This is a genomic window from Mesorhizobium sp. IMUNJ 23033, assembly GCF_044778005.1.
Lineage (GTDB): Bacteria > Pseudomonadota > Alphaproteobacteria > Rhizobiales > Rhizobiaceae > Mesorhizobium > Mesorhizobium amorphae_A.
Genome location: NZ_JBJACT010000005.1, coordinates 1 through 19,887 on the forward strand (window position 1 = coordinate 1; position 19,887 = coordinate 19,887).

Sequence of the window (19,887 nt, forward strand, 5' to 3'; positions counted from 1 at the left end):
GATGCGCTGCCATTGCCGCTGGCTCAGTTCGTAGCGCGACACCATCCATTGTCCTCCAGATCGAATCTGGAAGCCTATGAATCATGCATCAACGCAATTTTGAATCCTGAATGTCGATTGGTCCTAGAGATATTGCCTTATGTCAGTGAGCGTAGGCATATTGTGTCCACTCCAGTTGGGACTGACAGATTTGAGCGATGACCGGGCCAAGGAAACTGTTGGAGCAGAAGGACCGCTGACGCCCGCCACGAAGTTAAGCTGCATCGTGGTGGCGATCGCTACTTGCCTTTCCATCGCCGCTGCGGGTGCTTCCGACGTCGCGCCTGCCCAACTCGTTAGGAGCTACATTAGCCTCTCGATCGAAAATCCGGACAAGGCCAAAACGTTCCTGGCGCCTGATGCAGCCTGGATCATATTTGACACCGGTGGGGACTTGGCAGAGGTTTTTCCAGAGTTTGTAAAACATCTTCCTGAATCGGATTGTTCGAAGCCTCTGATTCAAACAGAAAGAAAAGTCACTAGCACCACAGGTGTTGATGCCGAGGTTGTTAAAGTTGAATGGAAATGCGCCAAGCCAACAGAGTTCATGCTGGCATCAAACGTATTGCGCTTCGTCGTTGTCCAGCAAAAAATAGCAATGGTAGTGGTTGAAGATCCGCCCGGCTACCGTGAAAGCCGGGGACTGCCGCCCCTCTAAATCGCTCAACTGTCGCATCTCAATAAGGCTGCTACAGTTACAGTCGGAAAGTCGCATAAGATAGATTATGGAACTTGTGCTTTGGCCGATACCTGGGAATTGCTGCTGATTTTCATAGGCTTGGCGGCGATCGATGTGTGTTGCCTTGGGCAGATGGCCAACGCTACGCTGCCCGGATGACGACAGCAAAGCGTGAGATTGAATCGGCAATCGAGGTGTTCGTGCATGGCTACAGCACCGGCAAGGGCCGCACCTTTCCTTACGTGAGCCTTCGCACCGGCGTCGCGGCCTCGGCCAGGCTCTGATGTCGAAAATGCTGCACGACGATCGGGCACAAGGGTCGCGGTGCTCGGTACTGGCCGCGACCCACGCCGGGGCGCTGCTTTATCCCCGCATGGGGCTACAAGCGGATCGGAACGCTGCTGATATTCGGGCCAAAGAGCCAAACGCCCTCATGAAGGGCTATTCTTATCGCACTGACTCATAAGGGATTTCGATTGCCATGCCGTCATAGGCCGGCACGACGTTGTCCGGCGTCTCGGCCATCACCGCGGCGTAATCGAGCGGCACGTGCATGTGGGTCAGCACGGCGTTCTTCGGCGCCAGTTTCTCGATCCAGCCAAGCGCCTGGCCAAGCGACAGATGGCTCGGATGCGGGTTGTACTGCAGCGCGTCGACGACCAGCGTGTCGAGGCTGCGCAGCTTTTCCGCCGTAGCCTCCGGAAAGTCACTGATATCAGGGCAATAAGCGAGCCCGCCGATGCGAAAGCCGAGCGAGATGATGTCGCCATGGATCTGCGGCAGCGGCTCGAGGGTGAGGGCACCGCCCTCGCCTTCGATCACCACCGGCGTGGCGTGATCGATGATGTGGGCGCGCACGATCGGCGGATAGGAACTGCCCGGCGGCGTTTCGAAGCAATAGCCGAACGCCTGCCGCAGGCGCTGCATCGTCGGCTGATCGGCGTGGACATCGATCAAATGGCGCTGTTCGAGCACGAAGCCGCGCAGATCGTCGATGCCGTGGATGTGGTCGGCATGCGGGTGCGTGTAGATGACCGCGTCGATACGTTTGACCGATGCCAAGAGCATCTGCTCGTGGAAATCCGGGCCGGTGTCGATGACGACCGTGGTCCGGGCGCCGTTTGCCGCGATGCGCTCGACGAGTGCCGCCGTGCGCATGCGCCGGTTTTTTGGATTGGCCGGGTCGCAATTGCCCCAGTCGCCGGTGATGCGTGGCGTGCCTGGCGACGAGCCGCAGCCGAGAACGGTAAGGCGCAGCCGGTCGCTCATGCTCAGGCGCCCGGCGCGCCCGGACGCGGCATTTTCCCGAAAAGCCGGAAGACGTTGTCCGTGGTGATAGCAGCGATCTCGGCCTCGCTTACGCCGATCGTCTCGGCCAGCACCTTGGCCGTGTGCGCGACATAGGCGGGCTCGTTGCGCTTGCCGCGAAACGGGATCGGCGCGAGATATGGCGCGTCGGTTTCGACCAGCAGGCGGTCATGCGGTACGTCGGCGGCGATGGCGCGCAGCTCGGCTGAATTCTTGAAGGTCAGGATGCCGGAGAAGGACACGTAGCCGCCAAGCGCAACGCCGACTTCGGCCAGCCGCCGCCCGGACGAAAAACAGTGCAGAATGAAGGGGAAGGCGCCCTTCCCTGTTTCGTCCTCGAGGATCGCTGCCATGTCGTCATCGGCGTCGCGCGAATGGATGACCAGCGGCAGGCCGGTCTCGCGCGCGGCGGCGATATGGGTGCGAAAGCCTTGCGCCTGCGCCTGGCGCGGGGCGTGGTCGTAAAAGTAGTCGAGCCCCGCCTCGCCGATCGCCACCACCTTGGGATGGGCCGATAGCCGCACAAGTTCGTCGGTCGTCACATCAAGCTCTTCGGCCGCATTGTGCGGATGGGTGCCGACGGAGCAATAGACGTCGTCAAAAGACTCCGCGATTTCAAGTATTTGATTGAACCGCTTCACCCGCGTCGAGATCGTGACCATGCGACCAATGCCAGCCGCCAGGGCGCGGGCGACAATGGCCGCCCGCTCTTCGGCGAAATCCGGAAAATCGAGATGGCAGTGACTGTCGACCAGCATCAGGCGTTCGCGTCCGGCTGCTCGACATAACGCGGAAACACCGGCTGCGGCGCCGGCAGTGCCGTGCCTGGAACCAGCGCGTGATGTTCGTCGACATGGGCAAGGTCACGGCCGTCTGCCGGGACGGCCAGCGTATCGAGCAGCTTTGCCGCCGAGCCCGGGATGAAAGGCTGGCACATCAGCCCTACCCGCCGGATCACCTCGGCCGTGGTCCACAGCACCGTCTCCATGCGCGCCGGATCGGTCTTCTTCAGCGCCCACGGTTCCTGGCCGGCGAAATAGCGGTTGGCTTCCGCCACCACGGCAAAGATCGCCGTCAGCGCCAGATGGATGCCCTGCTCGGCCATGGCCTTGCGCGCCGTGGCAAGGGCGGCGGTCGCCTGGTCGAGGATCGCCTTGTCGGCGTCGGTCAGTTCGCCGCGCTTCGGCACCACGCCATCGCAGTTCTTGGCGATCATCGACAGCGAGCGCTGCGCCAGATTGCCGAGGTCGTTGGCAAGGTCGGCATTGGTGCGGTTGACGATCGCATCGTGGCTGTAGCTGCCGTCCTGGCCGAACGGCACCTCGCGCAGGAAGAAATAGCGCACCTGGTCGAGCCCATAATGTTCGACCATGGTGAATGGGTCGACGACATTGCCGACCGATTTCGACATCTTCTCGCCGCGGTTGAACAGGAAGCCGTGGGCAAAGACCCGCTTCGGCAGTTCGATCCCGGCCGACATCAGGAAAGCCGGCCAATACACCGCGTGGAAGCGGACGATATCCTTGCCGATGATGTGCGTGGCCGGCCAAAAGTTCCATTTCTCGGACTTGGTGTCGGGATAGCCGGCGGCGGTGAGGTAATTGGTCAACGCATCGACCCAGACATACATCACATGCTTGTTGTCGCCCGGTACCGGGACGCCCCAATCGAAGGTGGAGCGCGAGATCGAGATATCCCTGAGGCCGGACTTGACGAAGCTTAGCACCTCGTTGCGGCGCTCGGCCGGACCGACGAAATCCGGCTGGTTTTCATACAGCGCCAGCAATTTGTCCTGATAGGCGGACAGCCGGAAGAAATAGCTTTCCTCCTCGTTCCATTCGACTGGCGAGCCAAGCGGCTCGCGGCGCACGCCATCCTCGCCGAGCGTGGTTTCGCCCTCGTCGAAATAGGCCTCCTGCCGCACCGAATACCAGCCGCTGTAGCGGTCCAGATAGATGTCGCCATTGGCGGCCATCGCCTTCCAGATCGCCTGGCAGGATGCGTAGTGGCGCGGTTCGGTGGTGCGGATGAATTCGTCGTTCGAGCCGCCGACCGTTTCGGTCATCGAGCGGAAGATCGCCGAATTGCGGTCGGCAAGCGCGATCGGCGCGATGCCTTCCTTCTCGGCCGTCTGCTGCATCTTGAGGCCGTGCTCGTCGGTGCCCGTGAGGAACAGCACATCCTTGCCGTCGAGGCGCTGGAAGCGGGCCAGCGCGTCGCTGGCAATGACCGTATAGGCATGGCCGATATGCGGCTTGCCGTTCGGGTAAAAGATCGGAGTGGTCAGGTAATATTTTTCGCGTGCCATGGATGAAGCCGTCATGAATGTCTGAATGGGAGTGTGGCGGTGGATATCGCATCGGAACGGCGATTTCCATCCCGAGCCAGGGCCGCGTTCACATTCGCATTGCAGAATTCAGGCGGTCGATCATGGTCAAGGCGTGCTGCTTCTTGTCGAGATTGTAGGTGTCGGTCTCAGATATAGCGTTCAGCGCCTCGTGCCAAGTGTCGGACAGCGTTTTGGCCCGCGCCAGATCACCGGCACGTGCGGCCTCGCTTGCGCCGTTCGAGAGCAGGCCCAACGCATGGCGATTGAAGATGTCGAACTGGATCGCCTGGTCGCGGCCGCCGACAGCCTCCGCAAGCCGGTAGGCGCCGCTGACATCGCTCTTTCTGGCGCCGACCAGGGCGTCCAGGGCGGCGGCGATCTCCAGACCGCCATATTGCGTCAAAAGGATCGCGTTGCGGGCGCTGCCCCCTGCCCGCTCGGCTAGTGCTGCGCGTGCCGCCGGCTCTTCCGGCGGCGGTGGTTCGATGCCCTGGAGGACGGTCATCAGATCCTCGGCGTCGAGCGGCGTCAGCCGCACCATCTGGCAGCGCGAGCGGATCGTCGGCAGCAGGCTGCCCGGCGCATGGACGATGAGGATGAACAGCGTGCGCGTCGGCGGCTCCTCAAGATTCTTCAGCAAGGCATTGGCAGCATTGATGTTCATGTCGTCGGCCGGGTCGACGATGACGATCCGGTAACTGCCGTCGTGCGAGGTCAGCGACAGGAAGCGGCTGACCTTGCGGATCTCGTCGACGGTGACGACCGTCTTGAAGCTCTTGGTCTTGTCGTTGGCCGGACGGGTCAGATGCAGCACCGAAGGATGCGCCCCGGTGGCGATCTGGCGAAACAGCGATGAGGCCGGATCGGGAACGGCTAGCGCGTCCGGAGCCTTTTCGAAGGCCGGATGCTTCAAGAGATGGTGCGCCAGGTGGAAGGCCAAAGTCGCCTTGCCGATGCCGACCGGCCCGGCAAGGATCAGCGCATGCGGCAGCTTGCCGGAGCGATAGGCCGATGCCAGCATGGCGGCCGCCTGCGCATGGCCGACCAGGCGCGGCGTTTCGGATGGCTCCGGCACGCCGTCCAGCGTGTCGTGCTGTTCGGGGGCGATGCGTTCGAAGATCATGCGGGTGTTGCCTGCCGCTTGTGCGCCGGCGTCATGGTCTCCAGGGCGGCGAACACGGCGGCGGTGACGACATGCTCGACCGTATCGGGGTCGGCGGAAGCGTCGACGACGATGCAGCGCTGCGGCTCCGCCGCGGCGATTGCCAGGAAAGCCTCGCGGCGGCGCTGGTGGATATCAAGCGTCTCCTTTTCGAAACGGTCCGGGCCGGCGTCGGCGCCGCGCCGTGCCGTGGCGCGCCGTAGGCCTTCGGCCGGGTCGATGTCGAAGATCAGCGTGATGTCGGGCACCATGCCGTTGATGGCGACCTCCTCCAGTGCCTCCATGAAGGCCGGATCGAGGCCGCCGGTGACGCCCTGGTAGACCCGCGAGGAATCCATGAAGCGGTCGCAAAGCACGATCGTGCCGCGCTCGACCGCCGGCCGGATGACCTGCTCGACATGGTCGGAGCGCGCGGCCGCGAAAAGCAGCGCCTCCATCTTGGGGCCGAACGGTTCGGCGGCGCCTGAAAGCAGCACATGCCTGACCGCTTCAGCGCCCGGCGAGCCGCCGGGCTCGCGGGTGACGAGGACATCGTATTTCTTGGCACGCATCTTCCTTGCCAGGCGCTCGATCTGCGTCGACTTGCCGGCGCCCTCGCCGCCTTCGAAGGTGATGAAAAATCCGCTCGCCACTCGAAACTGCCCTTGCCGTGCCGCCCTGGTCTGGATGTTCTCTTAGTCCCGGCTTGAAAAAAGGTCCACGACCTGAGGCCAGAAGCCACTTATCGTTTTGGCGCAATTCCGAGACGGAAAACCGCTGCGCTTTTCCTGGAATTGCTCTAACGCAGCCAGCCGACAGCCAGTTCCTTCGCGGCATCGAGCGCGCGCTGCGGCAGAGTACCGACGCCGACCGACTCGGCTGCGAAGAGCGGCGTCTCCTGGCTCAGCGTGTCGCCGATCCAGACACGCAGCGCGCCGACCGGCTGCCCCGCTTCCACCGGTGCGGAAACCGGCCCGTCATAGACGATCTTCGCGGTCAGTTTGTCACGGTTGGCGATCGGCAGGAAAATGTCCACCGGCCCCTTGGCTTTCAGCGCCACGCCGGACTTGGCGCCGCCGAAGACTGCCGCTTCGCCGACCACTTCGTCCTTGGCGAAGATCTCGGTCTTTTCGAACGACCGCGAGCCCCAGTCGAGCAGCTTGCGCGCTTCCTCGGATCGCTCGCGGTCGCTGGCCAGCCCGCTCATCGCCGCGATCACCCGCGTGCCGTTATGGCTGACCGTGCCGACGATGCCGAAGCCCGCCGCCTCGCTCGTGCCGGCCACGAAGCCATCGGCCTCGATGCCCATGGCGAGCAGCGGATTGCGGTTCCTCTGCGTGATCTTGTTCCAGGTGAATTCCGGCTGGCCGTAATAGCGGAAGAACTCGGGGTAGTCGCGCCAGAGATGCAGCGCCAGCAGCGCGAGTTCCCTGACCGTCGTCTGCTGCCCGTCGGCCGGCAGTCCGGTCGCGTTGACGAAAGTCGATTTCTGCAGGCCGAGCTGACGCGCGCGTTCGGTCATCTGCGCGGCAAAGTTCGCCTCCGATCCGGCCATGCCTTCGGCCAGCACGATGCAACCGTCATTGGCGGCCTGCACGGTCACACCCTGGATCAGGTCTCCGACGCTGACCGCCGACTTGAGCTTGGCGAACATGGTCGACGTTCCCGACGGCGCCCCGCCCGTGCGCCAGGCGTTCTCGCTAACCACGAAGGTGTCGTCGAGCGTCATGCGGCCGGACTTGATGGCGTTGAAAACCACCTCCATCGTCATCAGCTTGGCCATCGATGCGGGAGGGATCGGCTTGTCGGCGTCCTTGGCGAACAGGACAGTGCCGGTTTCGGCGTCGATCATGAAGGCCTGCGCGGCCTTGGTCTCGAAAAGCTGCGCACTCGCAGAAGCGAGCGAGAGCAGCAGCAGGCCAAGTCCCAGAAGCCCCGCGACAGGCGAGAAAAAGCGAAATTGCATAAGGAATCTCGACCCGTTAGCCGGCGTGCGTCATGCCCGCAAAGCTATCAGGCTTTTTCCCGGCGGATCAACCGCGAGCGCAAAATTGATCAGTTGCGCACAACAAGCGCGTCGGGCGCGCCATGCGACCACGCCGCCTGCAGCATCTCGTCCAGGCTGCCATGGCCGTCCGGATAGAGGTTGACCGAATACCAGTCCTTGCCATCGAGGTCGGAGCGCTGGATCTCGGTCCTGCCGAAACCCGAGAGCCCGGCCGCCACGCGCCTGGCTTCGGCAGCATCCTCGAACGAACCGGCGGCGACGTAGTCGGTGGTGGCCAGCGGCGGGTTGGTCCGCTTCCATGACTGCAGGACATCGGCAGGCGACATGCCCTGGCCACCCAAAGCGGCAAAGACGTCGGCGCGCTCGACACGCTCATCCGCATAGGACAGCGAGGCCAAGGCAAAGGGCGATTGCGGCGGCAGGTTGATTGCCGGGCGCTCAGGCACGATCGGGCCGAAATCGGGCAGCGTGACATCGCTGGAGGACGGGGCCTGCAAGGACATGACCGCCTGCGCTTCGGGCTGCTGGCCTGAATCGGTCAGCTGACCGGGAAACGGCACGGCGGCGGCGCTCGCCGGCAGGCTCGGCGACGGGCCATTCATGGCCACCATGACGCCGGTCGGCAGGCCATCGGACGGGTCCGGCGCCCTGTTGCCGGGATGGTAGGAAGCCATCAGATACTGGTCGTCATTGCCGTCGAGCGGGGCGCGGCCGACATATTCGACCTTCACCTTGGCGGTGCCGATATTGGCGTAGTCGAGCATTTCGGCGGCTCGCTGCGACACGTCGATGATACGCCCCTCGTGATAGGGACCGCGATCGTTGACGCGCACGATGACCGAGCTGCCGGTCTTGAGATTGGTGACGCGGGCATAGCTCGGCAGCGGCATGGTCGGATGCGCCGCCGTCAGATGCTTCATGTCGTAGATTTCGCCATTGGCGGTCAGCCGGCCGTGGAATGCATCACCATACCAGGAGGCGAGACCCACCTTGGCGTAGCGCCTGTCTTCCTTCGGATAATACCACTTGCCGCGCACCTGGTAGGGTTTGCCGAGCTGGTCGCGGCCGCCGCCACGAGGGATGGAAGCCATGTTGAACCTGACGCGCGGGCTTGCCTTCACGCCATATTCGGTTTCGGAGAAATACTCCTTGGAGCGCGGCTTCCTGGTGTCGACCATCGCCTTCGGCTGCGGCGCCGCGCAGGCAGCCAGCAACGCCGCCGAGACGGCGAACAGCACGAAAGCGGGAGCGCGACGAAGACGCGGGCGCGCCGAAGTCTGCATTTTTCCTGATGTCCCCTACAGTCTTGCTGCCAGCTGAATTCCGTGAAGCCAAAGCAACCCGCACGAAACATGCCAGCGACACCCTGATCCCCAATCCCCTTGTGCGCAGGAATTGTTTATCACGGTGTTAACCGATTATGGTCGGAACCGGGCGAGATTGTGGCGCGCCCTCGCCTGCGGATTGGCGCGTGGCGCACCATGGAACCGGAGCCCGCTCGGCGCGTTGTCGCCGGATGCTTAAAAATGTCGCTTTCGCTATCGTACTGACACAGGTCGCCGCCGTTGCCGGGCTCGTGACCGAGACGCTGCTGTTCGCGTCATCCACCAGCGAGGCCGCCAACGTCGAGATGACTGGCAAACCCGTGGTGCAGTGCGACGTGGCCATTTGGCCGAACATCCCGGAACATTGCCGCAAGCAAGCCGAAGCAGGCAAAACGCGGACGACACTTGTGTTGATGGCCGGCAATTAGGAAGTGGTAGCCGTTTACACCGGTTAGGAAGATTGAGAGGCAACGCTCCTCCGATAAATTTTCTAACGATTTCAAGCGCTTATCGGCAAAATCTGGCGGAGGGAGTGCCTTCTAAACGCATTGGCTGACGTAGCAGAAAGCCGTTGATTCCCTTGGGTTTCTGGCATTCTCCGTTTGCTGTTATCCTTCCCTACTGTCTGATCGGCAACCATCGCCAAAGGAACTGTGGCGGTGACAGCGAGAATGAGTATCGCTCGGTTTCGCAAGTTCTCCTGACAAGGGCCCAAGAAGGTCAGCAAACCGTTTGGCAGCCATCTACCGGTAGAGTCTTGGGTATTTGGCCTTCTCGGTCTGGCAATTTCCCGCTCTCTGGACCGCCATGGCGTAAGCTCTTTCATAGGTACGGATGGCCTTCTTGAACTTAGGAGGATTAGGCGTCAGGTGTTTTTCTAGCCCTTCGTACAAAAGCACTGGGACAGCAATGATAGCTTTTCCATCTTCTGTTGGCCTCAGCCGGCACCTTTGCATAACGCCGTTGACGTTGCCTGCCATTGTAGCGGCCAAATATAACTTGGCATCGGGCATCCGAGCCAGGAAGTTGATGTTGTCCTGTCCTCCCTGTCCGGCCGAAGCAGCAGACGATGCAAAGCAAATTCCTGCGGCGAGTGTAATCAAAATGCGGTTCAACGGTTGCCTCCCAAGTTAAAGAAAAGAGAGCACGTTTGAGCCGGGCTGAATAGTTAGCAGCCTAGCACCAAGGTCCCTATCCACAAGGGGCTTATGATTTCGCGCACCTCGTACCGATCATGCCTCCAACCGATAGATTGGAGCGCCGATGCCTCGCGCTGGTCGTCGGGCGCCAACAGGCGGGGCGCAAGGCGAACCGGAAGGCGGTGCTGTCATGAATGCGCACCCTCGCCTTTCGGGCCCAACCGTCCGCCGCTCGATCGAAGATGAGATTGAGCGGCTGATTACACTGCTCGACTTCGTAGAGCCTGACCCGGATCTCGAACCGTATCTGGCTGGTGGTGCCGAAGTCGTCGGCACCGATGACCGAGAGGGAGACGCCAGCGACGACGAGGACGGCCACGACGCTGAATATAGTCTCGGCTGGTCCGAATCGTACAGCCAGAGGCGTGACGAGTGGGAGCGCGGCGGCTACCGATACATAGCAGGCATCGACGGGATTTTCGGGAAGAACAATAGTTGTCCGCGCGTGCCGCTACCCAAGCCACCCGAACCGAGAGGCCGAGTCGAATGCCGCCAATGCGCCTCCGATCAAGAGGCCGAAAGCTTCCTTCCATTTTCGCTTGCGAAATAGGATTGCCGCAAACGCCAGAATCAAGATTGGAACCACGACAAAGGCGATTTCACTCGCTTGGCGCAAGATTTCCAACTTAGGACCCCTCCGTTGGCATGCTTGGCTTTTCCGGCCATCGGAGCGATGGGCGAAGGAACTCCGGTACTTCGGGTCTTTCCGGCAGCGGCGGCGGAATCTCGTCCGGATCATGATCTTTCGGCCCCACCGCGTATCTGAGATTAGAAACAGCGATAAGGCCATAGGTGGTGAGGTCTTCGGTTGAAAAGACCTCCTCTCTAGTCAAATCCTTGTCCTTCGATCTGAGGTGAAAGAAGGTGTTTTTTCTGTCATTCGTCCAAAATAGAATTGAGTGAACAAGGCTGTTCCGGACAGGCTGTATTGCCCGCATCACCGAGTCAAATTCCTTGAATAAGAAATCTGCCTCCCATGAAACGGGGTTGATAGCGATCAATTCCCGAATTCTCTCCCGGCGCTCCGCCGCGCCCAGCCTAAAGACGATGGGGACAGCTTCTGCCGGAGTAAGGCGCAAAAGGACACGAAGGCAATTGCCGACAGTATGATCAATCAGCGACCACCGAAGCGTAAGCAAACCTATTTTTTGGAAGTCTTCCGGAGCAAGTATGTTTTCGTAGCGAAGAAAGTCAGTCGGGATCATGTAACTCCCCTAAGCCCCTACCGTGTCGCTATGCTCATCCAGTACATCGATTGGCTGGTCGTTTGGCCATCTAGCGCGAAAAAAATGAAAAAACGCACGATTTGCTAGTGACTTGGCGGAGGGAGTGTCTTCTAAACCAGCGTCCGCCATGGTTCGCTAATATACGAAAAAACCATTGAATCCCTTGGGTTTTCGGCATTCTTCGGTTGGTGTCGTTCGCCAAAATCCGCTAACATCGTGCTTCGAAGTTAGGCACGGAGTTGCTGGAATATGGTCCGCTCACTGAATTTGCTCGCCGAAACGACCATCCGAAAGAAGGACCTGAAGGCGGGCCGATACAGCGATGGCGGCGGGCTCTACCTGCGCGTGAAGAAAGAGGGGACCAAATCCTGGTCCTTTATCCACTTCAAAGGGACCGGCGGCGCCCGTGTGTGGAAGGAAACCGGCCTCGGCTCCTATCCCTCCATCTCGCTCAAGCAGGCGCGCATCGACGCCAGTGACTGCCGCGACCGTCTGCGCCGTGGGCTCGAGCCGATCGACACGGAAGCCAAGGCGGAAGTGCCAACCTTTGCCAAGTGCGCGGAAGACTTCATCGCCGAAGTCGGCAAGGCCTGGAGCAATCCCAAGCACAAAGCGCAATGGGAAATGACCCTCGGCGACGCCTACTGCAAATCCATCCGCAAGAAGCCGGTGTCGGAAGTCACCACGGCCGATGTCCTCGCCATCCTGAAACCAGTCTGGCAGACGAAGCCGGAAACGGCGCAACGGCTGCGCGGCCGGATTGAGCGGGTGCTGGACTACGCCAAGGCATCTAACCATCGCTCTGGCGAAAACCCAGCTCTATGGCGCGGCCACCTTCAACACCTGCTGGCGAAGGGGAAGAAGCTTTCGCGCGGCCATCACAGCGCCATGCCTTATGTCGACGTGCCGGCGTTCGTGCAGCGCCTGCGAGCCTCCGAAGCCCTGTCTGCGAAGGCGCTCGATTTCCTGATCCTGACGGCGGCGCGCTCGGGCGAAGTGCTCGGTATGAAATGGCCTGAGCTGGATCTGGATGAAAAGGTCTGGACGGTGCCGGCGGCTCGGATGAAGGCGCGCAAGGTGCATCGCGTTCCGCTGACCGACGCTGCGCTGGCTATCGTGAAGCCACTCTCTGAGGCGCGCGTTTCCGACTACGTCTTCCCCGGCGAAACGAAACGCGGCCCTGATTGGCCGCTTTCTGTGATGGCGATGACGATGCAGATGCGCCGGATGGAAGTCGGCCACTTTACGCCACACGGTTTTCGGTCGGCGTTCCGGGATTGGACCGGCGATCAAACCAGCTTTCCGCGCGAGGTCGCCGAAGCTGCCCTCGCCCATAAGCTTGGTGATTCGGTCGAGATTGCTTACCGGCGGTCAGACGCATTGGAGAAGCGACGGAAGCTGATGGCGGCGTGGTCGAACTTCCTGAACGCGCCCGCGTCAAGGGGAAACTTGCGCCTTGTTGGGGGAAATCGCTGATAACCGTTCATTAGCGTCCGTTGATGGTTGACGGGCGAATCCCGGCAAGTAGAGTTGTAGACGTGTGAGGGTTTCGGTTTGAGGACCATTCGCGGCTTGTTCTGAGCCGGCCGCGATACTGCGTGGGGCGGGACGGTCAACCCTCTATTTCCGTGCATAAACCGCGAGGGGCAAATCAGGGTTTTGGCGCTGGCGCTTTACCTTGCGCCATGGTCGGAACCAAAAGGGAACAAAAAGCCCTGTGGATAGTGGGGAAAACGTGCCTGCTTTTCGACTTAAGTATTTGAAAAAACAGAGAGAAAGGACCGAACTAAAATAATTGTGGGATAAGGCTCTAGTGTTTGTCAGCGAGTCTGCGCAAGTGGTAATATGTGCGTACTGGTTCGGACCAATTCGCAGCAAACCGACAAGGAGATTTAAGAAGATGGAAGTGACGCCCAACGCCTTCACTATCAAGCGGCTCTGCGCTGCTTACGGTGTCGGCCGAACCTTCGTTTACGAAGAAATCAAAGCCGGTCGCCTTGAGACACGCCGGGCCGGAACCCGCAAGGTTCTTGTCCGCAAGGTCGACGCCGACAAGTGGCTGGACAATTTGCCGAAAGGTAATGCCGGCCCGCCCTCGGCGGCGACCGGTGAGGCGTGAACAGTCCCGTTTGGCGACTGGCTGTTCACGCCTCCGATCTGAACCCGATGCAACCCCTTGCAGAATTCCGGAAGGAACAGACCATGCATTCCATACCAGCGGATTTACCCATAGCGAAATCAATTCCGGCAACGGCGCCGAAGAAATCCACAGTCACAGTCAGGATCGAGCCCGATGGGCGCACCAAGCGTCTCGAAGGCCGTGCCGCCTGGATGATGAGAAAGTTGGTTGAGGCCGGCAAGCGTGGCGTCACGCCGCTCGATCTGCCGACCGGTGTCCGCGTCGCCCACTATATTTTTCTTCTTCGCCGCGAAGGCTTCATCATCTCGACGGAGCATGAAAGCCACGGTGGGCCGTGGGCCGGCCAACATGCCCGATATCGGTTGGAAACCCCGGTCACCATCGTTGACGATGGATCGGTGGTGGCTGCATGAGCGCCGACGCCAGCAAGTCCGAAAGCCCGGTCGACCTTGCCGCCATGTGGCTGGCCACCGGCGGCGCCGACAAGAGCAAGGCGACAATTCCGCAAGTCCGGGAGCGCTTTGGCCTCTCGGCATTGCAGGCTGTCCAGGCGGTCCGCGAGAGCAACTTGGTGTTGGCGAGGTCGCACTAGATGCACATCGCCAACGCCGCCAAGGCGCGGCACCGCGCCAACCGGACAGGCAAGATGAAAGTGGGGCGATGCATCCTGGCTGAAAAGCCGCGCATCGTCGCACCTTTCCAAGTGACCAGCCTGCGCGTCCGGGAGATTGAACGGGTCATCACCAGCCGCTTCGGCACCGTCCTTCCCGAGACCGACGACGCCGACATCTTCATCGAAGCCGCCGCCTATGGGCTCAACGCGCATTGCCACCGCAACGGGCTCGATCTTGATCGCGCCCTCGCTGGTTGGTGCGCCCGATGGGCGCCGTGGGCATTGGAGCGGGCAGGAACGATTATCCGCCCGATCCTCAACAAGCTCGTCGGCCGCAAGTACGACCTCAAGGCCGACGAAGTCGCGCGCAGCCTGCTGATTTCCATGTGGGAGCGGACCGCGCTCGAACTGCGGACCATCGGCGCCCACGATATTCCTGTCCGTATCCGCAAGGGCATCGCCAAAAGTGTCAAACGCTCGAATGATCGGGTCCGGCAAACGGCCAAGCGCCGGGCAAAGGGCGTTCAGCCGCGCGAAAGCTGGCTGGCGGCCAATTCTCTCTCAAAAGCTCGCCCGTGGGATGCCGAGGGGATTTCCCGCGCGCAATGGTATCGCCGTCAACGTGAGACAACTCCGTCGCTATTAGGTATTTCTACCAAAGGCGACACACTTGTCTCATCCCTTCCAGTCGGTCCGTCGCAAGAGGCCCCCTCACGGGGTCCAGGCTCGCTCACGCTCGCAGAGAAATCTTTTGTACTTGGCGGGGCGGTGGTGGTCTTGGCGCTGCCCTCAAAGCCCCCTTCTTCCCTCCAAAGCGGAATCGGTGCCGTAAACGCCACCGGCGGCGCTGAACAGTGCGACGGTGAAGAATTACTCCGCCAGATGGGAGTTGCGAGTTAAATGGAACAGAACCGAGACAAACAGGCATCGATCGTTCCCTTCCCGCTGTACCGCAATGTGCGGCTGGTGCGGGAAACCATCGACATCCTGCAAAAGCGCCACGGTGTCGCCGCGGATCGTTTCTGGCGGACAACCGTCAACCGGCAAGTTGGGCAGATGCAAAACTGCGGGCTGCACGACGATGCCGTCATCAAGGATCAAATCGAAAAGTTCGCCCTGGTCGTCTTCGACGCGCTGCGCTCGTCGGCGGCCCAACAAGACGGTGATGCCGCATGACGAAGATAACCCCACAGGAAGCACTGGCGGGCCTCGATGCGCTTGCCGAAGAGCGGCGCACCAAAGACTTGCTCGCCAGCGCCAATGAGCTCGCGGAAGACGGTGATGACGATGACGATCCGGAGGATGACGTTTGGGCAAACGATAGCGAGGCGCTGGTGATACGGGAACAGAGGGCAATCGCAGTCTACATGAACGATTTCGGAGGGATGGTAATCCGCCAAGAGGCGGACGGTTATTTCGAGAGAGAAGACCATATCGTCATTCTGACCACGACAAGCGCGGCCTACAAAGTGCTGAAGGCCATGGAAAAGGTGCTCGAAGAGATGAAGGAACGCAACAAAAATGGCGGCTAAATATGAGTGGCCGTCTGGCCTTTTCCCGCTGCGCAACTGGCTGCAGGCTCAAGGGGTCGACCTCAAGTCGATCGTGAGTGAGCGACAAGCAGCGTTCTTCGTCCAGAAACTGAGCGACCAGCGCGAAAAGTTTCCGGCTGATCGCAACGCCTCGCACTTCCCGTTGCTGAAGCGGCTGCAGGACATCATCTGCGCGGGCGCGGCGACATCGAGGCCAGTACCGACACGGGGGCAGCCCTTTCAGCCGAAGAAAAAGGGCAAGCCAGCGCACGGAAAGGAACATGAGATCCCTGCCGACACGCTAGTGGTCTACTGCGACGGCTGCTGCGAGCCGAACCCCGGAATCGGCGGTTGGGGCTACGCAGTCTACAAAGAAGGCGCTGAGATTCATGCCGGTTCGGGCGGCACGGCCATTGCCACAAACAACACCATGGAACTGACCGGCTTACTGATGGCGCTGGCCTGGGTGGCGTCGTCGGCGCCGGCTGAACCGGTGGTGATCTACTGTGACAGCCAATATGTGGTCAAAGGCCTCAATGAGTGGGTGCCTGGCTGGAAGGCAAAGGGCTGGAAGCGCAAAGGAGCTAACGCCAGCGAGAAGAACCAGGCGATTGCGAACCTCGAACTGTGGAAGCTCATCGACAAAGCCCGCGAAGAGCTGCAATTCGTCAAAGTGAAATGGGTCAAAGGCCATGTCGGCACAGTCGGCAATGAGCGTGCCGACGAATTAGCCGGTTTGGGTCGGGAAGAGATGATCCCGGATACGCCGCTCGATCTCATCCGCCAACAACTCAACTACTCGGTCTGAAAGGCAACAAATGAAACGGCAACCAAAACCTTGGTACGTGGTGGAGTCGGTGGTGTCGTCCGAGCGTAAGGCGCGCGACGAACTGCTGCGCGCTGGCTACGAAGTTTTCTGGCCGTTCTGGCGCAAGGAAATCAAGCACCATCGGACGAAGAAATGGATCATGAAGGACTTCCCGCTCTTCGTGCGCTACGGCTTCGTTCGACTGGCGACACCTGACCGCTGTTCCGAGCTGGATGATATCGATGGCGTCAACAAAGTGCTGCGGGTCCAGGGCTTCCCGGTGCCGGTGGCCGACGATGTGATTGTGCGCATTCGCCGGGCGATGGACAGCGGCGCGTTCGATGAGACGCGGGAACATGGCTACCGTCTACATGCCGGCGACAAGGTGCGGATCGCGGAAGGGCAATTCCTCGGGCTGGAAGGTCTGGTCGACGCCGTGAAGGATAATCGTAAAGCAAAGGTGCTGGTCTCGATCTTCGGCCGATCGGTGCCGACATCGGTAGACCTTGAAAATTTGGCGAAGGTAGCGTAATACCACACACAGGCGATTTGCGGCTGTCTGAGCGGGATCTTCGGATCACTCGCCGGGCCGATGCGAGGGCAAGTTTCGCCGCCCTCGCGCTCCGGGACATATCCCCCAAAAATCAAACGTTAGCTGCTGTTTGCAAACGTTGGTCACGTGACCGTCAACGTGTCACGTGACGTAACGTTACAGCGGCGTTACGCAACGTTTCAGCCTGAGAGGTGCCGGCATGGGCTTTCTCGACAAGCGCCGGTCAAAGCTGCCGCCCGCAACCATCAGGGCCATGCAGGAAGAGACGCGGCGCCAAATCGCCGTGGCCGTCTCCATAGCGAAGTACCAGGCGCGCGCCGAAGCGCAGGCGGAAGTTCTCGAAGCGCTGGCCAAGGTCAGGGCGAAGGCGGTCAACGCCTGACCATCTATTGCATCGTGGCGTTTGGCTCTGCCGCTGGTTCGGCCTTCGATCGCTCAATCTGCGACAGAATGGACTTTGCCATTTCCTCCGCCGCTCCGATCGGCATCACAAGGCGGCCGATCACCACGCGGTCAACTTCTATCGGGGACTGCGAGTAGTCTGACCGAATGCTCTCAAATGTGATCCGCATGTTTCCATTGAACGTGAAGAAGCCGGTGGCGGCATCCGCAAACACGTCGGGGGAGTGAGGATTATGCAGCGGCTTCTTCATGCACTTTTGTCTCCCTCAATGAGGCGGGCAACAAAGCACCAATACAGAACGGGGGCAACATGCCCGAACTAACCGCCAAGCAGGAGGCATTCGCGGTCGCGTATGTCGAGACAGGGAACGGCTCCAAGGCCTATCGCCAGTCCCATGATGTCGGTGCCGACACGAAGCCAGAGACGGTTTGGTCGAACGCTTCGCGCCTGCTGGCGGATAGCAAGGTTTCAGCAAGGGTCAAGGAGCTGCAGGCAGAAGCCCGCGCATTACTCATGGTGTCGGTCGGCACGCTGACCGAAGAGCTAGAAGAGGCGCGCCTCAAGGCCATGGCCGACGACAAAGGCGCCTCTGCAGCGGTCTCGGCAACGATGGGCAAGGCCAAGCTTCACGGCCTGCTGGTCGACAAGGCCGAACTGACCGGCAAGGACGGCAAAGACCTGATGCCGGCTGACCACTCGCCGCGCAAGCTCGCAAAGGCCGTGGCGCTGATCCTCGCGAAGGGCATGAAAGAGGTTGATGGACAGCGCGATTGATCTTCGATCGCTCGAAGCCATCATTGCGAAGCTGTCGCCGGAAGACCGGGCCGAACTGGTATCGGAAGTCGCTGCCGAACTGGACAAGCCCTTCCTGCCTAACCCTGGGCCGCAAACCGCCGCGCTGCAAAGCCTTGCCGATATCCTGCTGTATGGTGGGCAGGCCGGTGGCGGCAAGTCGGCACTGGAAGTCGGCGCTGCGGCCAACGAACATTTCTCAAGCCTGATCCTGCGCCGTGAGGCAACGCAGCTCGACGGCCTGATTGAGTTCTCTCGGGAGATCCTGGCCGGGCATGGTGAGTTCGTCGGCGGCAATGAAAACGTCTGGCGCCTCAAGAATGGCGGCCGGCTGAAGTTCGCTGGTCTGAAACAGCCTGATGACTGGCGCAAGTATGCCGGCAACGCTCGGGATTACCTCGCATTCGATGAGGCCGGCGAATTCCTTCGGGAGCAAGTCTTCTCGCTGATTGGCTGGCTGCGGTCGACACGAGAAGGCCAGCGGTGCCGCGTCATCCTCGGTTCCAATCCTCCGCGCGGTGGTGACGGGCTCTGGCTCATTGAAGAGTTCGCGCCGTGGCTTGATCCGAACTATCCCAACCGCGCGATGCCTGGTGAACTGCGCTGGGCCATTGTGGTCGGCGGCATCACCGGATGGGTCGACGGTCCGGGCATCTATGAGCGCGGCGGCGAAGAATACGAGGCGATGTCACGGACTTTCATCCCGGCAAGCCTCGATGATAATCCATACCTGAGGGACACGGACTACAAGGCGAAGCTCCAAAGCCTGCCTGAACCGCTGCGGTCGCAACTGCTCTATGGCGATTTCCAGGCCGGCCGCGCCGATGACGAATGGCAACTCCTGCCGGGCGAATGGGTCAAAGCTGCTCAAGCTCGGTGGAAGCCAGACGGGTTCAAGGGCCTGCAGATGACGGCGCTGGGTGTCGACGTGGCGCAAGGTGGCGCTGACGATTCCACGATAGCACCACGATACGGGACATGGTTCGCACCGCTGGTGGTGAAGCCTGGCAGGGAAACACCTGACGGGCCAAGCATTGGCGCCATGGTTTTCGGTGTTCGTCGGGACGGTGCCGGCGTCATTGTCGATGTCGGGGGCGGATATGGCGGTGGTGCTGTCACCTTCCTGAAGGACAACGGTGTCGCGGTCTCTGGCTACAATGCCTCCCACACTTCAACGGCCAAGTCTGCCGATGGGCAGTGGCACTTTCTCAACAAGCGAGCCGAAGCGCATTGGCGGTTCCGTGAGGCGCTGGACCCGTCGCAAGAAGGCGGTTCGCCGATTGCTCTGCCACCTGACCCGCTGCTGCTCGCCGATCTGATCGCCGTCCGCTGGAAGCCAGTCGGAACGGCCAAGGTCCAGATTGAAGAGAAGGAAGCAATCAAGGTCCGGCTCGGCCGCTCTCCTGACCGTGGCGACGCAACCATCATGTCTTGGTCCGAAGGCTCGAAGCTTGCAATCCGCAAGATGCATGACGCGGCACTCGGCGGCCGACTGCCGCAAGTCAAAGTCGGCTACTCCAAACAGAAGGTAGGCAGGCGATGACGTTCGAAGACACGATCAAGGTTCCTCGGCCGGCGAAGGGCAAGACGCGCGGCCTGATCACCGAAAAGCAGGCGGAAGATTCGCTCGCACTGGCCGCCAAGGCATTCGATGGGGCGACGTTCGGCGTGCTGCGGTCTGAACGTGGCGCCGGCACTGTCACGGTCCTGTACGGCCTCAAGGGCCGGGCGCTCGATGCCAAGGGCCTGGCCTACGAGTTGAACAACTAGGGCTCGTCCCTCCCCTCACCCT

The 19,887-nt window shown here is 61.0% G+C and carries 27 protein-coding genes; 17 read left to right on the forward strand and 10 right to left on the reverse strand.

From position 1 onward, the window contains the following. Positions 1–190 precede the first annotated feature (190 nt). Both ACFX5Q_RS07085 and ACFX5Q_RS07090 read left to right on the forward strand, forming a co-directional pair. Complete coding sequence (locus tag ACFX5Q_RS07085; protein WP_404276486.1) at positions 191–697, forward strand: hypothetical protein; 507 nt, start codon at positions 191–193, stop codon at positions 695–697. A 176-nt stretch (positions 698–873) separates the two neighbouring features. Beyond that, entirely contained in the window at positions 874–1,002 is a 129-nt protein-coding gene (locus ACFX5Q_RS07090; RefSeq protein ID WP_404276488.1) for a hypothetical protein, read from the forward strand. A gap of 163 nt (positions 1,003–1,165) precedes the next feature. Here the strand turns inward: ACFX5Q_RS07090 and ACFX5Q_RS07095 are convergent, their stop codons facing one another. From ACFX5Q_RS07095 to ACFX5Q_RS07125, 7 genes are all read right to left on the reverse strand, one after another. Then, on the reverse strand, positions 1,166–1,987 hold the full coding sequence (locus tag ACFX5Q_RS07095; RefSeq protein ID WP_404276490.1) for an MBL fold metallo-hydrolase: 822 nt from the start codon (positions 1,985–1,987) through the stop codon (positions 1,166–1,168). A gap of 2 nt (positions 1,988–1,989) precedes the next feature. Continuing rightward, positions 1,990–2,784 carry a TatD family hydrolase gene (locus tag ACFX5Q_RS07100; protein ID WP_404276492.1) on the reverse strand — a complete coding sequence of 265 codons (795 nt, stop codon included), beginning with the start codon at positions 2,782–2,784 and terminating at the stop codon, positions 1,990–1,992. Next, the gene (gene metG, locus ACFX5Q_RS07105) at positions 2,784–4,334 is read right to left on the reverse strand and encodes a methionine--tRNA ligase (protein ID WP_404276494.1); all 1,551 of its coding nucleotides are present in this window, start codon (positions 4,332–4,334) and stop codon (positions 2,784–2,786) included. Before metG ends, ACFX5Q_RS07100 begins: the two co-directional genes overlap by 1 nt. An 88-nt stretch (positions 4,335–4,422) precedes the next feature. Further along, positions 4,423–5,478 carry a DNA polymerase III subunit delta' gene (locus ACFX5Q_RS07110; RefSeq protein WP_404276496.1) on the reverse strand — a complete coding sequence of 352 codons (1,056 nt, stop codon included), beginning with the start codon at positions 5,476–5,478 and terminating at the stop codon, positions 4,423–4,425. Continuing rightward, positions 5,475–6,149: a dTMP kinase gene (gene tmk / locus ACFX5Q_RS07115; RefSeq protein ID WP_404276498.1), complete on the reverse strand. Its 675-nt coding sequence runs from the start codon at positions 6,147–6,149 to the stop codon at positions 5,475–5,477. Before tmk ends, ACFX5Q_RS07110 begins: the two co-directional genes overlap by 4 nt. Positions 6,150–6,295: 146 nt before the next feature. Next, positions 6,296–7,462 carry a D-alanyl-D-alanine carboxypeptidase family protein gene (locus ACFX5Q_RS07120; protein WP_404276500.1) on the reverse strand — a complete coding sequence of 389 codons (1,167 nt, stop codon included), beginning with the start codon at positions 7,460–7,462 and terminating at the stop codon, positions 6,296–6,298. Positions 7,463–7,551: 89 nt separating this feature from the next. Then, entirely contained in the window at positions 7,552–8,787 is a 1,236-nt protein-coding gene (locus ACFX5Q_RS07125) for a septal ring lytic transglycosylase RlpA family protein (RefSeq protein WP_404276502.1), read from the reverse strand. Between the two features lie 233 nt (positions 8,788–9,020). Here ACFX5Q_RS07125 and ACFX5Q_RS07130 point away from each other — a divergent pair, with 233 nt between their 5' ends. Then, on the forward strand, positions 9,021–9,257 hold the full coding sequence (locus ACFX5Q_RS07130; RefSeq protein WP_404276504.1) for a hypothetical protein: 237 nt from the start codon (positions 9,021–9,023) through the stop codon (positions 9,255–9,257). 315 nt (positions 9,258–9,572) lie between these two features. Here the strand turns inward: ACFX5Q_RS07130 and ACFX5Q_RS07135 are convergent, their stop codons facing one another. After that, positions 9,573–9,944, reverse strand: a complete 372-nt coding sequence (locus ACFX5Q_RS07135) for a hypothetical protein (RefSeq protein ID WP_404276506.1) — start codon at positions 9,942–9,944, stop codon at positions 9,573–9,575. A gap of 214 nt (positions 9,945–10,158) precedes the next feature. Between ACFX5Q_RS07135 and ACFX5Q_RS07140 the strand changes: the two genes are divergently transcribed. Next, on the forward strand, positions 10,159–10,578 hold the full coding sequence (locus ACFX5Q_RS07140; RefSeq protein WP_404276507.1) for a hypothetical protein: 420 nt from the start codon (positions 10,159–10,161) through the stop codon (positions 10,576–10,578). Between the two features lie 76 nt (positions 10,579–10,654). Here the strand turns inward: ACFX5Q_RS07140 and ACFX5Q_RS07145 are convergent, their stop codons facing one another. Then, a complete protein-coding gene (locus ACFX5Q_RS07145) occupies positions 10,655–11,233 on the reverse strand; it encodes a hypothetical protein (protein ID WP_404276508.1) in 579 nt (192 codons plus the stop codon). Between the two features lie 270 nt (positions 11,234–11,503). On the opposite strand from ACFX5Q_RS07145, the gene ACFX5Q_RS07150 reads away from it, so the two are divergent. The 10 genes from ACFX5Q_RS07150 (at position 11,504) to ACFX5Q_RS07195 (ending at position 17,282) form a co-directional block, all read left to right on the forward strand. Next, on the forward strand, positions 11,504–12,730 hold the full coding sequence (locus tag ACFX5Q_RS07150; protein WP_404276510.1) for a tyrosine-type recombinase/integrase: 1,227 nt from the start codon (positions 11,504–11,506) through the stop codon (positions 12,728–12,730). A 424-nt stretch (positions 12,731–13,154) separates the two neighbouring features. After that, positions 13,155–13,373, forward strand: coding sequence for a helix-turn-helix transcriptional regulator (locus ACFX5Q_RS07155; protein WP_404276511.1), 219 nt, complete (start codon positions 13,155–13,157; stop codon positions 13,371–13,373). Beyond that, the gene (locus ACFX5Q_RS07160; protein ID WP_404276513.1) at positions 13,370–13,807 is read left to right on the forward strand and encodes a hypothetical protein; all 438 of its coding nucleotides are present in this window, start codon (positions 13,370–13,372) and stop codon (positions 13,805–13,807) included. Before ACFX5Q_RS07155 ends, ACFX5Q_RS07160 begins: the two co-directional genes overlap by 4 nt. Then, positions 13,804–13,986, forward strand: a complete 183-nt coding sequence (locus ACFX5Q_RS07165) for a hypothetical protein (protein ID WP_404276514.1) — start codon at positions 13,804–13,806, stop codon at positions 13,984–13,986. Before ACFX5Q_RS07160 ends, ACFX5Q_RS07165 begins: the two co-directional genes overlap by 4 nt. Then, positions 13,987–14,907, forward strand: a complete 921-nt coding sequence (locus ACFX5Q_RS07170; RefSeq protein ID WP_404276516.1) for a hypothetical protein — start codon at positions 13,987–13,989, stop codon at positions 14,905–14,907. Beyond that, positions 14,908–15,183: a DUF6074 family protein gene (locus tag ACFX5Q_RS07175; RefSeq protein ID WP_404276518.1), complete on the forward strand. Its 276-nt coding sequence runs from the start codon at positions 14,908–14,910 to the stop codon at positions 15,181–15,183. It begins immediately after the preceding gene. After that, positions 15,180–15,539 carry a hypothetical protein gene (locus ACFX5Q_RS07180; protein ID WP_404276520.1) on the forward strand — a complete coding sequence of 120 codons (360 nt, stop codon included), beginning with the start codon at positions 15,180–15,182 and terminating at the stop codon, positions 15,537–15,539. Before ACFX5Q_RS07175 ends, ACFX5Q_RS07180 begins: the two co-directional genes overlap by 4 nt. After that, the gene (locus ACFX5Q_RS07185; protein ID WP_404276522.1) at positions 15,529–16,347 is read left to right on the forward strand and encodes a ribonuclease H; all 819 of its coding nucleotides are present in this window, start codon (positions 15,529–15,531) and stop codon (positions 16,345–16,347) included. Before ACFX5Q_RS07180 ends, ACFX5Q_RS07185 begins: the two co-directional genes overlap by 11 nt. 10 nt (positions 16,348–16,357) lie before the next feature. After that, positions 16,358–16,879, forward strand: coding sequence for a transcription termination/antitermination protein NusG (locus ACFX5Q_RS07190; protein ID WP_404276524.1), 522 nt, complete (start codon positions 16,358–16,360; stop codon positions 16,877–16,879). A 220-nt stretch (positions 16,880–17,099) separates the two neighbouring features. Next, the gene (locus tag ACFX5Q_RS07195; RefSeq protein ID WP_404276525.1) at positions 17,100–17,282 is read left to right on the forward strand and encodes a hypothetical protein; all 183 of its coding nucleotides are present in this window, start codon (positions 17,100–17,102) and stop codon (positions 17,280–17,282) included. A 4-nt stretch (positions 17,283–17,286) separates the two neighbouring features. Here ACFX5Q_RS07195 and ACFX5Q_RS07200 read toward each other — a convergent pair whose 3' ends face one another. Continuing rightward, the gene (locus tag ACFX5Q_RS07200) at positions 17,287–17,553 is read right to left on the reverse strand and encodes a hypothetical protein (RefSeq protein WP_404276527.1); all 267 of its coding nucleotides are present in this window, start codon (positions 17,551–17,553) and stop codon (positions 17,287–17,289) included. 59 nt (positions 17,554–17,612) lie between these two features. Here ACFX5Q_RS07200 and ACFX5Q_RS07205 point away from each other — a divergent pair, with 59 nt between their 5' ends. The 3 genes from ACFX5Q_RS07205 to ACFX5Q_RS07215 are packed head-to-tail and all read left to right on the forward strand — an operon-like array spanning position 17,613 to position 19,865. After that, a complete protein-coding gene (locus tag ACFX5Q_RS07205; RefSeq protein ID WP_404276529.1) occupies positions 17,613–18,077 on the forward strand; it encodes a terminase small subunit in 465 nt (154 codons plus the stop codon). Then, a complete protein-coding gene (locus ACFX5Q_RS07210) occupies positions 18,061–19,638 on the forward strand; it encodes a terminase large subunit domain-containing protein (RefSeq protein ID WP_404276531.1) in 1,578 nt (525 codons plus the stop codon). The genes ACFX5Q_RS07205 and ACFX5Q_RS07210 overlap by 17 nt, the downstream gene beginning before the upstream one ends. Next, positions 19,635–19,865 (forward strand): hypothetical protein, encoded by a 231-nt coding sequence (locus ACFX5Q_RS07215; protein ID WP_404276533.1) that lies wholly within the window; start codon positions 19,635–19,637, stop codon positions 19,863–19,865. Before ACFX5Q_RS07210 ends, ACFX5Q_RS07215 begins: the two co-directional genes overlap by 4 nt. The last annotated feature ends 22 nt before the right edge of the window (positions 19,866–19,887 follow it).